At 54.0% G+C, this 14,264-nt stretch carries 11 protein-coding genes and 1 pseudogene; 7 read left to right on the top strand and 5 right to left on the bottom strand.

All coding sequences use genetic code 11. From position 1 onward, the window contains the following. Positions 1–24: 24 nt before the first annotated feature. Positions 25–1,182 carry an SAM-dependent methyltransferase gene (locus TA5113_RS09745; protein ID WP_058314869.1) on the top strand — a complete coding sequence of 386 codons (1,158 nt, stop codon included), beginning with the start codon at positions 25–27 and terminating at the stop codon, positions 1,180–1,182. A gap of 100 nt (positions 1,183–1,282) precedes the next feature. Here the strand turns inward: TA5113_RS09745 and TA5113_RS09740 are convergent, their stop codons facing one another. Both TA5113_RS09740 and TA5113_RS09735 read right to left on the bottom strand, forming a co-directional pair. Continuing rightward, complete coding sequence (locus TA5113_RS09740) at positions 1,283–2,338, bottom strand: ParB/RepB/Spo0J family partition protein (protein ID WP_058314870.1); 1,056 nt, start codon at positions 2,336–2,338, stop codon at positions 1,283–1,285. Then, positions 2,338–3,714: an AAA family ATPase gene (locus TA5113_RS09735; RefSeq protein WP_058314871.1), complete on the bottom strand. Its 1,377-nt coding sequence runs from the start codon at positions 3,712–3,714 to the stop codon at positions 2,338–2,340. The genes TA5113_RS09740 and TA5113_RS09735 overlap by 1 nt, the downstream gene beginning before the upstream one ends. A gap of 602 nt (positions 3,715–4,316) precedes the next feature. Between TA5113_RS09735 and TA5113_RS09730 the strand changes: the two genes are divergently transcribed. The 3 genes from TA5113_RS09730 (at position 4,317) to dld (ending at position 9,870) form a co-directional block, all read left to right on the top strand. Further along, positions 4,317–5,582 carry a replication initiation protein gene (locus TA5113_RS09730; protein WP_058314872.1) on the top strand — a complete coding sequence of 422 codons (1,266 nt, stop codon included), beginning with the start codon at positions 4,317–4,319 and terminating at the stop codon, positions 5,580–5,582. A gap of 219 nt (positions 5,583–5,801) precedes the next feature. Then, a complete protein-coding gene (locus TA5113_RS09725; protein WP_058314873.1) occupies positions 5,802–8,018 on the top strand; it encodes an NADP-dependent isocitrate dehydrogenase in 2,217 nt (738 codons plus the stop codon). A gap of 160 nt (positions 8,019–8,178) precedes the next feature. Continuing rightward, positions 8,179–9,870, top strand: coding sequence for a D-lactate dehydrogenase (gene dld / locus TA5113_RS09720; protein WP_058314874.1), 1,692 nt, complete (start codon positions 8,179–8,181; stop codon positions 9,868–9,870). Here dld and TA5113_RS09715 read toward each other — a convergent pair. After that, entirely contained in the window at positions 9,859–10,929 is a 1,071-nt protein-coding gene (locus tag TA5113_RS09715) for a response regulator (protein WP_058314875.1), read from the bottom strand. The genes dld and TA5113_RS09715 overlap by 12 nt on opposite strands. Before the next feature lie 347 nt (positions 10,930–11,276). On the opposite strand from TA5113_RS09715, the gene TA5113_RS09710 reads away from it, so the two are divergent. The 3 genes from TA5113_RS09710 to TA5113_RS09700 are packed head-to-tail and all read left to right on the top strand — an operon-like array spanning position 11,277 to position 12,928. Further along, on the top strand, positions 11,277–11,675 hold the full coding sequence (locus TA5113_RS09710) for a flagellar biosynthesis regulator FlaF (RefSeq protein ID WP_058314876.1): 399 nt from the start codon (positions 11,277–11,279) through the stop codon (positions 11,673–11,675). 3 nt (positions 11,676–11,678) lie between these two features. Next, on the top strand, positions 11,679–12,101 hold the full coding sequence (locus tag TA5113_RS09705) for a flagellar biosynthesis repressor FlbT (RefSeq protein WP_058314877.1): 423 nt from the start codon (positions 11,679–11,681) through the stop codon (positions 12,099–12,101). Between the two features lie 8 nt (positions 12,102–12,109). Further along, positions 12,110–12,928: a DUF1217 domain-containing protein gene (locus tag TA5113_RS09700; protein WP_058314878.1), complete on the top strand. Its 819-nt coding sequence runs from the start codon at positions 12,110–12,112 to the stop codon at positions 12,926–12,928. Here TA5113_RS09700 and TA5113_RS09695 read toward each other — a convergent pair. Both TA5113_RS09695 and TA5113_RS17225 read right to left on the bottom strand, forming a co-directional pair. Further along, the gene (locus TA5113_RS09695) at positions 12,925–13,947 is read right to left on the bottom strand and encodes a flagellar motor switch protein FliG (RefSeq protein WP_058314879.1); all 1,023 of its coding nucleotides are present in this window, start codon (positions 13,945–13,947) and stop codon (positions 12,925–12,927) included. The genes TA5113_RS09700 and TA5113_RS09695 overlap by 4 nt on opposite strands. Positions 13,948–14,134: 187 nt before the next feature. Next, positions 14,135–14,264 (bottom strand): annotated as a pseudogene (locus TA5113_RS17225) (flagellar type III secretion system pore protein FliP); the annotation flags it as partial.

Here is a 14,264-nt window from a genome sequence, read left to right as displayed (position 1 = left end):
GCCCCGCCAGTAAGGAGATCACCCATGAGCACCTTGTCAGACGCCGTCAAACGCGAGTTCCTCGACACTTGCAGCACGATTTCTATTGGCCGCTTACAGCTCAAAACACCTGAAGGTGAAATCCATCATTTTGGCACCGATGGCACAGAAGCGGATATGGAGATCAAAGATTGGTCCGTCGTGACCGCCCTTGCGGCGCGCGGCGATGTGGGCCTTGGCGAAACCTACGTTGCGGGCCTATGGGAAACGTCGTCTATTGAAAAACTGGTGGCAGTTGCGTTGCAAAACCTCGACCACTTCGCGACCTTCGCCAACCCGAACAAACTAAACAAGTTCAAGTTTCTGATTGTCGACCGGCTCTTGCGCGCCAACTCCGTCAAAGGCGCTTCGCGCAACATCAAAGCACATTACGATGTTGGCAACGAATTCTATCAGCTTTGGCTTGACCGCACGATGACCTATTCATCGGCTCTATTCGGCGATTCAGAGACTGATTTGGAGGCCGCGCAGGCCAATAAATACGACCGGGTTCTAAGCCGTCTGAGTGACGGTGAGCGTGTTCTTGAAGTGGGTTGCGGCTGGGGTGGCTTTGCCGAACGTGCCGCAGATAAGGGGCGCTTTGTGACCGGTCTTACCATTTCTCCCAGCCAAAAGGGTTACGCCGAAGCGCGCCTTGATGGCAACGCCGAGATCCGCCTTCAGGATTACCGCGAAACCCAAGGCACCTTCGACAACATTGTCTCAATCGAAATGATCGAAGCGGTCGGCGAGCGCTATTGGCCCAGTTACTTCGGAACATTGAAAGCGCGCCTTGCTGAGGGTGGGCGCGCGGTGATCCAAGCCATCACCGTTCAAGACAGCTATTTCGACCTTTACCGCCAGAGTAGTGACTATATTCGCCAATATACCTTCCCCGGTGGGATGCTGCTTTCAGATGCGGTAATTTCCGATCAAGCGCGACAGGCGGGACTGGTGGTGAAGGATAATTTCGCTTTTGGCCAGGACTATGCCCGCACCTGTCGTATCTGGGCTGGCCGACTAAGAGAGCAAAGCGAAAAAGTCTTTGGTCTTGGCTATGACCAAGCGTTTCTTCGGAGCTGGCTGTTTTACTTAGAAATTTGCGCAGCGTCTTTTTCAGTGAAGCATACCAACGTGGTTCAGGTCGAACTCGCGCATGTTTAGCGTGCGACGAGACAAATAAACTGGTCCAGTGGGTTAATGCTGTAGGGCACAATATCTGATAATAATGTGCCCTACCCCATGATCTCGAATTTGCGCAGATTCAATCCAGCAGAAGCTTCACCTGCGCGAGGATGTCTTGCGCCAAGGCTTCGTCAATCGCCCGACCCTTCACTTCGACTTTCAATCCGTTTTCGGAATGTTGGACATTCACCTGCCCTCCATCCTCCAAAAAGACGGTCGGCAAACGATGGTTCACATTCGGTCGCCCACCCCGGGATTGATCCTTTTCTGAAGGCTCCGCAGCGTCCAGCGCCTTCTCAAGCGCAGCGACTTCTTGTTGCGGCGTCAGCGCTGCCTGATCGCCGATTGCGGCCCTGAGCTTGGCCTGCGCCCCTCCACGCAGCGCCGCGGCGATCTTAAGGCCAGACTTCTCGGTCAGCTCTTTGGGGAACTGCAACAAATCTCCCAAGGCTTCATGTACTATTGCGAAGCTGCGGATTTTTGAACGCTTGGATTTTGACCCGCTTTCAAACAGTCGATTAATGGCGTCTTCAACAGTCTCAAACACACCGCTTTGTGCTGACAAAACAGCGATGCGGCCCCGTTCATAATGCGACAGGTTCGCCCGGACTTCGTTCTCTTCCACCATATTCACGTAAGCATCGGCACTGTCACGCGGGCTACGAATGAACGCCGGAATGGTCGCGAATTCCGCATCCTTCACCGCAAGCGTTTGGAAAGCCTCAAGGCGGCGGTGACCGGCGATCAAACCAAAGCCTTCGTCCAAAGCCACCACTTCGATTGGTGCGCGCAGACCGTTCTGGCGGATTGAATCAAGCAGCTCCTGACGCGCTTCTGGGCTTTCGTCGATCCGGTCCCGGCGCAGGTAATCCGCCTGGACTTCGTTGATCGCGATGCGCTCAACAATGCGACCCGATGTTTCCGCCTCGCGCCATTTCTCAGCATCCGCCGTATCTTTTGCCGCTTGTGCGCGATCACCGATATTGCCCATCGCCGCGACCGCTGCCGCCTCGCCGGCGACTTGCGCAATCGGTGGTGTCATCGACTGCCCAAGGGGAGGTTTCGCGGCGAAACCCTCGTCCAGTTTCTCCAGCTCCGACTGATCCGGAGCCACCAAGCGTCTACGCTTCGCCATCACTCATCCTCCATATTCGCGTCACGCCACCAGCTGCCGATCAGCAATTCTTTGAATTCCGCATAGGTGCGATCAAAGGTTTCACGCCCCCGCACATAGGTGTCGCGGTTAAAGTCCCGGTAGTCCGCTTCATAGATCCCGTTCACCTGTTCGCCAGCCTGACCAACCAACGCCGTGTAATCCTGCCGGTACGCATTCATGAAATCGCCGAAATAGGCCTGAATGACATTTGCCATATCGGTCTGTTGGCTCGCATCAAAGCGCGTGACGATCGCCCTCACTACATCCCATTCAAACTTAAGTTCAGGTAAACCAGCGGCCCGCGCAGCGGCGTTTTCGCCATCTTCAATGCTGGCGAAGGTCGAATAGAGCATGTCAAAGAAACGACCGGTGGAGTCAAATTCAAGGAACGACGCGCCCAGTGGCACCAGCAGAATATCCGCGGCCGCGAGACCGTTGATGGTCAGGTAACCGAGGGCAGGGGGCGTATCAAGGAACACCACGTCGTATTCATCCAACACCCCTTCGTCTTCTAGGAAGTTCGTTAAACCATCCCAAAGCGGCCAATTCCGCAGACCCATGCGCCAAACCGGGATTTGAAATTCCGCCCAATAGAGATTGAGCTGCGCGCCAATCAAATCAATGTTCGGCCAATGGGTTTTCTGAATGACGTCTTTTGCGCCGACACCCAGCGCTTCGTTCAGGGTTTCATCCAGAGGAATTTCAGCCTGACCACCGGCACGACGCACTTCGTTTTCGGATACAACCGCCTTGGCGTAGTCCTTTGCAATCAGCGGGAAGACTGTGCTCCATTCATCAGGAACGGACCCGCCCAAGATCGAGGTCATGGATCCCTGGGAATCCAAATCGATCACCAGAACCTTATAGCCATCCAAAGCAGCGGACATGGCCAGGTGTGCAGCGGTGCTGGTCTTGCCGACACCACCCTTGAAATTGGCAACCGCAACAACTTTGGCAGGCAGGCCTTCAGGACGGTAGGGCAGGTACTCCTTTGTGCTGACACCTTCCTGGTGGAAGTGTTTGCGCAATGTCAGGACCTCTTCCAAGGTGAACCATTTGGAGCCGCCAGACCCTTCACCCTGAGGCAGATCTTCATTCGCTTTTAAGACGCGGCGCAGATGGGCTGGCGCGACGGGGATCAGGTATTTGGTGATTTCCCAAATGGAGAATTTCCGCAGACGTTTCTCGCCATCCGGTGCATAGCCGCGGCGGGCCATGTCTTCGCGGCCCTTTGCGCAAAAAGCGGCGGCTTTTGCGAATCGTGTCGTGTCGATAGGATCAGGTAACTTCTCTGCCGCAGCCTTGGGATCCAAGTTCAAATAAGGGGGCAGGGGAGGGGTGGGAGCTTTGCTCACTGTTCGTTGCCTCTGAATATGTGCGCCTGTTTTTAAGATATATCCGAATCTAGCGCACATTTTATGAAGGAGAAAGCATTCCGTGTCGGATGGGGCAGTTTAGTGAACTGAGATTAGGAGGTTTCGCAGAGAAACCCATAATTCTAATCAAAATAAATGAAACAACAGGCCAACAAAGAGTTTATTTAGTTTAAGATATTTAGATTCTTTAGCTGTTTAAACGTAATATTTTTCAAGCAGTTAGGTCGCTTTGGGAACCCTGAAACAGGATGAAAGGTATCCGATTCCGGGACTTAAGGGACCCGAATACGGGATCAATGGTACCCAAACACAGGAAGAGGGGAACCGATTCCCGGGGCCGCAACATATGGGGGGTTTTCGCCTGCTGCCCCCTACATTTCCACCAATTTCGGCACCTGAATCCTACATTTTGACTCCCGGAGTCCCAATCTCGACTCCTGATTCGAAGGGTTGGCGGGACCTATGAGTCAAGAAGAGTCTTTGGGTACCCGTTTCCGGGATCGCTTAAAGAACCCAGATGTTTCTTGCGAGCGGGTACCTTTCTGTGCAAGGCTTTACCCAAAATCGAGCGACCAAGAATCATGGCACAAACCCAGATCGACATGGACAATCTCACCGGCGCGTTGCGGCGGGAAACGGTGAAAAAGAATGTGGCGGCGATCCATATCAGCGGCAAGCTCAGCTTGCTGCAGCGGAAACTGTCCAATGTTCTTTTGCTGAATGCCTATGACTCTCTGACCTCAGCCCAAAGCCATTCGATTGATGCGCGCACACTGGCGATGATGGTTGGCTATAACTCCAACGATTTTGACACGCTGCGGGGGAGCCTGAGGGCCTTGGCAGAGACGGTCGCCGAATGGGACATGCTTGATGAAGATGGCAAACAAGAGTGGGGCGTCAGTTCGCTGCTTTCTTTTGCCAAGCTGAAGAACGGAGTTTGCGAATACGCCTATTCGCCCGCCTTGGCGCAGAAATTGCATGATCCAAAAATCTATGCGCTGATCAATGTGCATATTCAGAAGAATTTCAGCTCGGGTCACGGCTTGGCGCTGTATGAAAACTGTTATCGATTTGTGCGCACCGGCAGCACCGGGTGGTGGTCGCTGGATACATTCCGCAAGCTGATGGGGGTGGATGGCTCTAGCTATTATGAGAGCTTCAAACATCTGAATGCCAAGATCATCAAACCGGCCGTCGCCGAGGTGAACAAAAGCAGCGATATCGAGATTACGCCGGAGTTTCAGAAAAAGGGCCGGGCGGTCACCGACATTCGCTTTTTGATCAAAGAGAACCCGCAGCTGGCGATGTTCCAGATTGATGACAGCGATGGCACGCGGAACCTGCCGGTTTACAAAGCGCTGATCGAGCAGGGGATCTCTGATCGTTTGGCACGGCAATGGATTGCGGAACATGGAGCGGATTATGTGCGCGAGAAGCTGTCATATATGGAGGGGCAGGGGACGGTGAAATCCAAAGTCGGATATCTGACCGCTGCCATTCGAGATGATTATAAGCCGACAGCTGATGTGGTTGTGGAACCATCTGATGACGCCAAACGTGCGGCGGCCGAGCGGGCCGAAAAAATCCAGGCGGCAGATGCAGAGGTGGATAGCCGCCGGGCAGCCAAGGCGGAGCGCGGTCGGAAGTTTGCAATCGTGGCGGATATGGTGAGTGCGCGAAACCCAACCCAGCGGGATGCAGATAAGCGGCTGTTCATGGCCTCCTTGGACGATGATCTGTCTCGCGAAGAGTTCCGTGCCCATGGCTGGAACTCGGCGTTGAATGCTTCGGCGATCTTTGCGTTTTGGGAAGAGCTGGTGCCCGGGGTATTTGAAGAAAACGCCTAGCCGCTCACATTCGATCAGCGCGCCAGTAGCCGTAAATCTGCTCAATTCTGACGGACCTGCGTCACCGAGTGCATTGATTGCTGCGCTAGTTTGTACTAAAAGGCGCGCGAGCGGGCTCGGGTTTTGAGCCCTCAAAGGATCACGATTACTTGCGCTGTCCAACTGCTGGAAACCGATGCGCAAGCCCCCCTTCGAAGAACGGTGAAAGGCGAAAATTCAATGACCGACACATCGAAACCTGACGTATTGTATACAATTGTAGACGAAGCGCCAGAATTGGCAACTGCCTCTCTGTTGCCAATCGTCCGCGCATTTGCGGCAGCCGCAGATCTGAATGTAGGCACCAAAGACATCTCTTTGGCGGGCCGAATCATCTCGACATTCCCTGAGTCTCTGACCGACGAACAGCGTCAGTCTGATGACCTGGCAGACCTCGGCGTCTTGGTGAAAACACCGGATGCGAACGTGATCAAGCTGCCAAACATCTCTGCGTCCGTGCCCCAGTTGGTTGCGGCAATCGAAGAGCTGCAAGCCAAAGGTTACGCGCTGCCGGATTATCCAGAAGCGCCAGCGACGGACGAAGAAAAAGCGATCCGCGCCCGTTATGACAGCATCAAAGGGTCCGCGGTTAACCCGGTTCTGCGTGAAGGTAACTCTGACCGTCGCGCGGCAAAAGCTGTGAAGAACTACGCACAGAACAACCCGCACTCCATGGGCACCTGGGCGTCTGACAGCAAAACCAAAGTCAGCTCCATGGCGGGCAATGACTTCTACGCGAACGAGGTTTCTGCGACCATCACAGCGGCGCAAGCCGGTGACGCGAAGATCGAATTCGTTGGCAAAGACGGTGCGGTTTCCGTTCTGAAAGATGTATGGCCTTTGGAAGAGGGCACCGTGGCGGACGCGACATTCATGTCTGCGAAATCCCTAGCGTCTTTCCTTGCTGAAGCGATTGAAGACACCAAAGCCGACGGCACCATGTTCTCGCTTCACATGAAAGCGACCATGATGAAGGTCTCTGACCCAATCATCTTCGGTCACGCGGTTGTGGCTTGGTTGGGCCCAGTTTGGGACAAGCACGGCGAGGCCATCAAAGCGGCGGGCGGTTCCCCGAATTCCGGTCTGGGTGACGTTCTGGCGGCAATCGATAGCATGGACAACGCAGCCGAGATCAAAGCAGAGATCGCAGCGCTGGATCGTCCGTCTATGTATATGGTTGATAGCGACAAGGGTATCACCAACCTGCACGTTCCATCTGATGTGATCATCGACGCCTCCATGCCAGCGGTGATCCGTGCAGGCGGTAAAGGCTGGGATGAAGCGGGCAACAAGGGTGACACAAACTGTGTGATCCCGGATCGCTCTTATTCCACCATCTATGACGAAGCGATCAACTTCTTCAAAGCCAATGGCGCGCTGAACCCATCCACAGCGGGTGCGGTCGCAAACGTTGGCCTGATGGCGCAAAAAGCTGAAGAATACGGCTCTCACCCAACCACATTTGAAGCGCCAGCAGATGGTACAATTCGCGTGGTTCTGGCGAATGGCGAGACGCTGCATTCCCATGACGTTGAAGGTGGCGACATCTGGCGGTCTTGCACCGCGAAAGCGGCACCGATCCAGAACTGGATCGAGTTGGCGATGGACCGTCAGCGTTTGACTGGTTCTGAGGCGATCTTCTGGCTGGACGAAAACCGTGGTCACGACGCTCAACTGATCGCAATCGTGAAGCCTGCTCTGGAAGCAGCAGGTGTTGCGGACAAGTTCCAAATTCTCGCACCACGCGAAGCGACAGCTCAGACCCTGAAAACCATCACGGCAGGTGACGACAGCATCGCGATTTCCGGTAACGTTCTGCGGGACTACCTGACCGACCTTTACCCAATTCTCGAACTGGGCACTTCTGCGAAGATGCTGTCCATCGTGAAACTGATGAAAGGTGGCGGGTTGTTTGAAACCGGTGCTGGCGGTTCTGCGCCAAAACACGTTCAACAGCTGGCGGAAGAAAACCACCTGCGTTGGGACTCCATGGGTGAGTTCTGTGCGCTGGGTGAAAGCTTCAACTTCCTAGCGGACAGCAAAGGCAACGCAAAAGCGGGTGTTCTGGGCCGTGCGGCGGAAGAAGCGACCCAAGGCATCTTGGACAACAACAAGTCCCCATCCCGTAAAGTGGGTGAGCCTGATAACCGTGACAGCCACTACTGGTTCGCGCGGTATTGGGCGGACGCGTTGTCCAAGCAGACTGACGATGTCGAGCTAGCAAACCACTTCGGCCCAATCGCTGAGGCGCTGATTGCTGGCGAAGAAAAGATCGTTGCAGAGCTGGCAGCGGCGCAAGGCAAGCCAGCGGATCTGGGCGGTTACTTCAAGACCGATCCAGAGAAGACAGCGGCTGTGATGCGTCCATCCGCAACGTTCAACGAGATCATCGGCTAAACCAAATTGGTGAGTTGAGTTGAAAGGGCGCTCCGGTTGGGGCGCCCTTTTTCTTTGGCCGCAGGCTGGTGCTTGGCACACTGCGACTATTCGTGCCTTGCTGTATGCTAAGAATCCCTGTAATTGGTAAACAAAGTGGACCAGTATAAAAGGTGACCCTATGGACAACGCCGCTTTGCTGAAAGACCTGCGCGAGATCGTTGGTAAGAAATATGTCATTACCGGAGAGCGTTCGACCGAACGGTTTCGGATTGGGTTTCGCTCTGGCAAAGGCGGCGCGCTTTGCGTTGTGCGGCCGGGCAAGCTGCTTGAACTGTGGAAGGTTTTGCAGACCTGCGTGGCGGCCGATAAGATCGTGATCCTACAGGCGGCCAATACCGGCCTGACGGAAGGATCAACCCCTAAGGACGCCTATGACCGTGACGTGGTCATCATCAACACTCTGCGTATGGATCAGATCGCGCTCTTGCATGAGGGGGCTGAAGTTGTCTCATTCCCCGGTGCAACGCTCTTTTCGCTTGAACGGTTGCTTGCACCCTTGGGTCGTGATCCCCATTCGGTGATTGGATCGTCAAGCATTGGCGCAACCGTTGTGGGGGGCGTGTGCAACAACTCTGGCGGCTCTTTGGTGGAGCGTGGTCCGGCCTATACGGAGCTCTCGATGTTCGCCCGGGTGGGTGCCGATGGACAGCTTGATCTGGTGAACCACCTTGGCATTGATCTGGGGGATACACCGGAAGAGATGCTGACCCGTTTGGAAAACGGCGACTACGACAAGACGCCGTCCAAGGGGAACAAAAAAGCTTCAGCCAGCGACTATGTGGATGTGGTGCGCCAAGTCGATGCGGACACACCGTCTCGCTACAATGCCGATAAGCGCATGTTATTTGAAAGCGCGGGGTCTGCGGGCAAGTTGGTGGTGTTCGCGGTACGGCTGGATACGTTTGAAAAGCCGCCTGAAACCAAGACGTTTTATATCGGCACCAATGAGGTGGACGACCTGACAGAGCTGCGTCGGCATATCCTGACCAAGTTCAAAAACCTGCCGATCTCTGCCGAATATATGGAGCGAGACCTGTTCAACGTGTCCGAGCGCTACGGCAAAGACACGGTCATGATGATTGATTGGCTGGGCACTGATCGTCTTCCCATGTTCTTTGCGCTGAAAGGCAAGGTGGATTCTTGGCTGCGTCCGCTGGGGCCGTTGGCCAATCTAACCGACCGCTTCATGCAATTCGTGTCTTGGATCACACCCGGTGTTTTGCCCAAGAAGATGCTGGAGTATCGCGACCGGTTTCAGCACCACCTGATATTGAAAATGCGCGATGGTGGTATTGCGGAAGCGGAAGTGTTTTTGCCAGAGCATTTTGCGGGTCGGGAAGCAGAGTTCTTTGCCTGCGATGCGCGCGAAGCGAAGCTAGCAGGCCTTCACCGGTTTGCTGCGGCCGGCGCGGCGGTGCGCTATATGGCCGTTCACCGATCAGAGGTGGAAGACATTCTGGCGTTGGATATCGCTCTGCGTCGTAACGATCGGGACTGGGTTGAGAAGCTGCCGAAAGAGATCACCGATAAGCTCGTGCACAGTCTCTATTACGGTCATTTCATGTGCCATGTGATGCATCAGGATTACATCGTGAAGAAAGGCCATGACCCCAAAGAGGTGAAGGCAGCGATGCTGAAGATCCTTGATGAGCGCGGTGCGGAATATCCGTCAGAGCACAATGTGGGTCACATTTATGAAGCCAAGCCGGACTTGGCGGCGCATTACAAGGACTGTGACCCGACGAACTCATTTAACCCTGGGATCGGGAAAATGAGCCGGGACAAGCATTATGGCGCGTCAGACGTGTGAGCGCTGTAGCAGCTCTTCCTCTGGCATCGCTTCTTTGAGCAGCGATTTATAGGCCTGACGCTCGCGCTGGAGACTTTTGTTCTGCAGGTCTTTGCTGCGCATGATGCGCGTGGACATTTGCAATATCTCTGAATAGCTGTCCGCGCGGGCTTCGGCGCGGGCGACCGCGTTCTGCAAGCTTGCTAGGGTGCCGGTACGGGTGAGGGAAATCAGCGAGACCGGTTCACCAGAACAGATCTGCACGCTGATCCCCGCCATGCGGCTGGCGGCGAGATCGCGGATCTTTTTGTTCAGGGACTTTTCTAATTCAAACTGTGAAAACGCCCGGCGGCTTGAGGTGGCGCATGCAAAGACGCCGTTGCCACGATAGGTGATCAGGTCGCTGTCCTCGCCGTAGGCCTGACCCAATAGCTGGGCAATGTCTGACAGCAGATGACGGAAAGAGGCGCGGGGCAGGTTGCGGAAGACCTTCTCGACGTTCAGGATCTTCAAAGCAAAAACGCTGGTGGTCAGCATTTTCATGCGGGACAGCTGCAGCAGGTAATTCTCAAAAGAGACGTATCCGACGATGCGCTCTACCCCGAGGATTTCGATTGGTTCACTCAGGCTGTGTTCGAGGCTGCGGGTCAGGTCGTCTTGCAGAGCAATGACTTCTGCCTTGCGGCGGTCCGTTCCGGTGCGCGCGGATACGATCTGTTCTGCCACATTGAGGCGGCTGAAGAGTTCTAGGAATTCAAATGGTTTGGAAATGTAATCTGTCGCACCCGCTTTAAAGGCGCGGTCCACAAACTTCTTTTGCTGCATGGCTGTCAGCATAAGGATCGGCGTATGACGGTAATCCGGCATACCGCGCAGGGTGGCGCACAAGTCGACGCCGTCCATCTCTGGCATTTGGATGTCGAGCAGGAAGCAATCAAAGGGCTCTTCCGCGTCGCGCACCAAGTCTAAGGCTTCATAACCATTGCTTGCAGTCCATACGCGGTGCTCCGTTTCCGCGGAAATCGCAGTGGATAGAAGGTCACGGATATTGTTGTCGTCGTCTACGGCCAAGATACGCATGGAAGCTCCCTCTTCGGTTTCAACCGAAACGAGATGTGAACAGGATGCTTCTGCACCGGGGGAACCCTAATTGCCTTGGGGGTGGGGCAGGGAATTACATGTTGGTTCCGAAAATATTAACTATTTCGGGACTTTGGCGAGAAAGGGGCGAAATCGGGCAAAAAAGCGGCGGATAACCCATGAGTTGTGCAACAATTTGGTGTCGAAACTGAAACAATCGCTAAAATTGTGTGAATTTTTCTGATTTTATCCATTTTTCCGGGCAAGGATTAATCCGGTTTTAACCTCAAATAGATACTCTGTTCTTGTGAGGCAGATAAAAACAATAGTTCGAAAGAAACTAATCAATGAGCATAGCTGCGTACAAGCGTACGATCTCCGAAACGGAGTCGCCGCGGCAGATTGAGAGGCGCGTCCTGTCTAATGTGACCGCAGAAATGGAATCTAAGTATCTGGCGTTTGACCAGGCGGCGACGTCTGGCGACCGGTTGGCGCTTCTTGCCGAAGGCCTTCGCGACACGCTTTGGTACAATGAGCGCATCTGGATGACGATGCGCAATGATCTGGCAGAAAACGCAAATGCATTGAGCCCAGATCTAAAAGCCGGGTTGATTTCTCTTGCCCTCTGGGTTGAAACTCATACCAATGGTGTCCTTAAAGGCGAAAAACAAATTAAACCATTGCTGGACATTAACCGCAGCATCATCCGCGGTTTGGAAGGCAATCCGATGCATGTAATGGAGTAGAGATTGGCTTTACGTCTGACTCTGAAACCCAATGAAAAGATCGTCATTAATGGCTGCGTGATCCGCAATGCGGATCGAAGACAGATGCTGACGATTGAAAACCATGCGGACATTGTTCGCGGTGTAGATTTGTTGGCAGAGGACGAGGCAGGCACGCCAGTCAAAAACGTCTACTACTTCATTCAGTCTTGTTTGCTCCGCCCGGATATTCGCGACGAGCTGGTCCCCGTTATTCATAAAGACCTGGCAAAACTTGTTCCGATTTTCCATGAGGAGATTGGCGGCCATATCTTTGAAGCAGCGAACCATGTGTCGGCGGCGGATTTCTATAAGGCGATGCGCGCCCTACGCCCCTTGATCGAATATGAAGCGCGGCTTCTGGATATGATCAAAGGCAAGGAAAACCTGGCCACGGCGGCCGAATAGGTGTTTTCATGGTCTTCTCAATCGCAGGTCTTGGTAGCCAACTGGCATTAAACTTCATTGACTCCACAAAGGATCGTCAATTGGAGAGCCTGCGTAATGAGCCCCGCAATCAGCGAGAGGCCGATGCATTTCGTGAACGCATTGCATCCATTTCCAGCCCTGAAGAATTTGTCGCGGATTTCGAGGTCTATTCCTTTGTGATGAAGGCATTTGATCTTGAAGATCAGATTTTTGGCCGGGGTATGATCCGCAAAGTGTTGGAGAGCGACCCGTCTGATGAGACATCCTTGGTGAACCGGTTGACCAATGTGAACTTGGGAGAGCTGCACGCTGCCCTTGGATTTACAACGGAGGACGGAGCGCAATCGCCAGACTTTTCTGACACAAGCTGGCAAGAAGGTATCGTTGATAAGTTCTTTGAGACGCGTTTTCAAATTGAACACAATGAACAGAACTCCACCGTTGGCACGGTGTTGGAGTTGCGGTCAAAAGTGGATGAGATCGACAATTGGGTCGACGTTCTAAAGGACCGAGAAATAGGTACTTTCTTCCGTACGGCCCTTGGATTGCCTGCGTCTATGGCGACTTTGGATATTGATCAGCAAGAGCGCATTTTCGAACAGCGTTACGACATCGAAAAGTTGAAAGACCCCGATGAGGTGAACAGTTTGATCACCCGGTATGTGGCGATTTCCGATGCACTTAATCCGCCGCAATTTGCAACCAGCACCGCGGTGTCTTTGCTTGGGAATGTGTCTGGGCAGTTTGTATCAGCAACGATTGATATCCCGCCGATCAACTATTCGGCGGCTGCGCTCTTCCGCTAGTCAATCATATCTTCATCGTCATTGTCAGGCAGTTCGATCTCGCCTGCTTCCGCCATTTTCAGGGCCACTTCCACCATCTCTGATTGGGCGGCTTTCACGTCGCGGGATTTGACGGGGCCCATGGCCTTCATCTCATCCACCAACATGTCGCGGGAACGCGCAGGCATCGAGTTCAGGAAATGTTCGCGCACATCCTTTTCTGCGCCGCGCAGCGCGAGCGGGAGGTTGTTGCCTGTGACTTCACGCATCACTTTCGCCAGAGCGCTGGCCTGAATTTTGACGAGATCGTCAAAGACAAACATCTTCTGTTTGATCGAGCGGAGCTTTTCGGGGATCTTTTCTTCCAACCCGCGCGACAGGCTATCAAACAATTTGCCGTCGATCTTGTTGAAGACTTTGACCAGTTGTTTTTCCGCTTCCGCTTCGGCGTCATGGCCAGCTTTGGCGAGCACGTCATGGCGCAGGCTGTCCTCGATAGCACGGATGGCGTCAGAGGGAAGTTCTTCCATACCAACCATGCGTTCGACAAGATCAACAGAGCGTTCTTCGCCGAGGAGCGGCAGAACCTTTGCCACCGCATCTGGGGTGATTTTTGACAGGATCACGGCGACGGTTTGATTGTGTTCCTTGCGCAGGTGATCGGCGAGCATCTTCTCGTCGAGCAGCGATAGGTCCTTCCAAAGGTCGCCCGTGTTGGAGCCTTCAATCTCTTTCAGGATTTCTTCGACGCGGTCTTCGGGCAAAAAGCCCTTGAGCAATCCGCGTGCGGTTTCAACCGAACCGGTGATACCGCCATAGCCAGAGAATTTCTGTCCGAACTCTCGCATGACCTCTTCGACGATTTCCGCTTGGACTTCGCCCATTGCGGAAATTGCGCGGGTGATTTTTGAGATCTCGCCAGTCTCCAGTTGTTGCATCAAAGCGCTGCCCCGTTCTTCACCTAGGCAGAGAAACAGGATGGCTGATTTCTCTGGGCCGGTGAGGCGCTTGGCGCGGCGGAAGGATGCGAATTGGTTCATGTGACCCCGGCTGTCGGGTTGCAAGGATAGTTATTCATGGATAGCGCAATTTATCCTTGGTGCGCAATGATAAGATTTATGTGGGGTTAAAATTTGGCCGGGATAGGGGGCTCTGCCCCCGAGTGAACCTGTTCACTCTCCCCCGGAGTATTTTTGCAAAGAAGAAGATGTGGGTTGGCGTGACAGGCTATCCGCCGCCTGCGTAGGGCAGATAGGATTCCATGAGTGAGCCTGCAAGCATGTACCATCCGTCGATGAGCACGAAGAAGATCACCTTGAAGGGTAGGGAGACGATCACTGGCGGGAGCATCATCATA

Source organism: Cognatishimia activa, from assembly GCF_001458335.1.
GTDB lineage: Bacteria > Pseudomonadota > Alphaproteobacteria > Rhodobacterales > Rhodobacteraceae > Cognatishimia > Cognatishimia activa.
The sequence above is the reverse complement of the archived record's forward strand: the minus strand, read 5'-3'. Positions and strand labels throughout refer to the sequence as shown.

Coding starts and splice junctions, on each gene's coding strand:
- TA5113_RS09710 (WP_058314876.1), top strand. CDS start 11,277: ATGAGCATAGCTGCGTACAAGCGTACGATCTCCGAAACGGAGTCGCCG.
- TA5113_RS09715 (WP_058314875.1), bottom strand. CDS start 10,929: ATGCGTATCTTGGCCGTAGACGACGACAACAATATCCGTGACCTTCTA.
- TA5113_RS09745 (WP_058314869.1), top strand. CDS start 25: ATGAGCACCTTGTCAGACGCCGTCAAACGCGAGTTCCTCGACACTTGC.
- TA5113_RS09695 (WP_058314879.1), bottom strand. CDS start 13,947: ATGAACCAATTCGCATCCTTCCGCCGCGCCAAGCGCCTCACCGGCCCA.
- TA5113_RS09725 (WP_058314873.1), top strand. CDS start 5,802: ATGACCGACACATCGAAACCTGACGTATTGTATACAATTGTAGACGAA.
- TA5113_RS09700 (WP_058314878.1), top strand. CDS start 12,110: ATGGTCTTCTCAATCGCAGGTCTTGGTAGCCAACTGGCATTAAACTTC.
- dld (WP_058314874.1), top strand. CDS start 8,179: ATGGACAACGCCGCTTTGCTGAAAGACCTGCGCGAGATCGTTGGTAAG.
- TA5113_RS09740 (WP_058314870.1), bottom strand. CDS start 2,338: ATGGCGAAGCGTAGACGCTTGGTGGCTCCGGATCAGTCGGAGCTGGAG.
- TA5113_RS09730 (WP_058314872.1), top strand. CDS start 4,317: ATGGCACAAACCCAGATCGACATGGACAATCTCACCGGCGCGTTGCGG.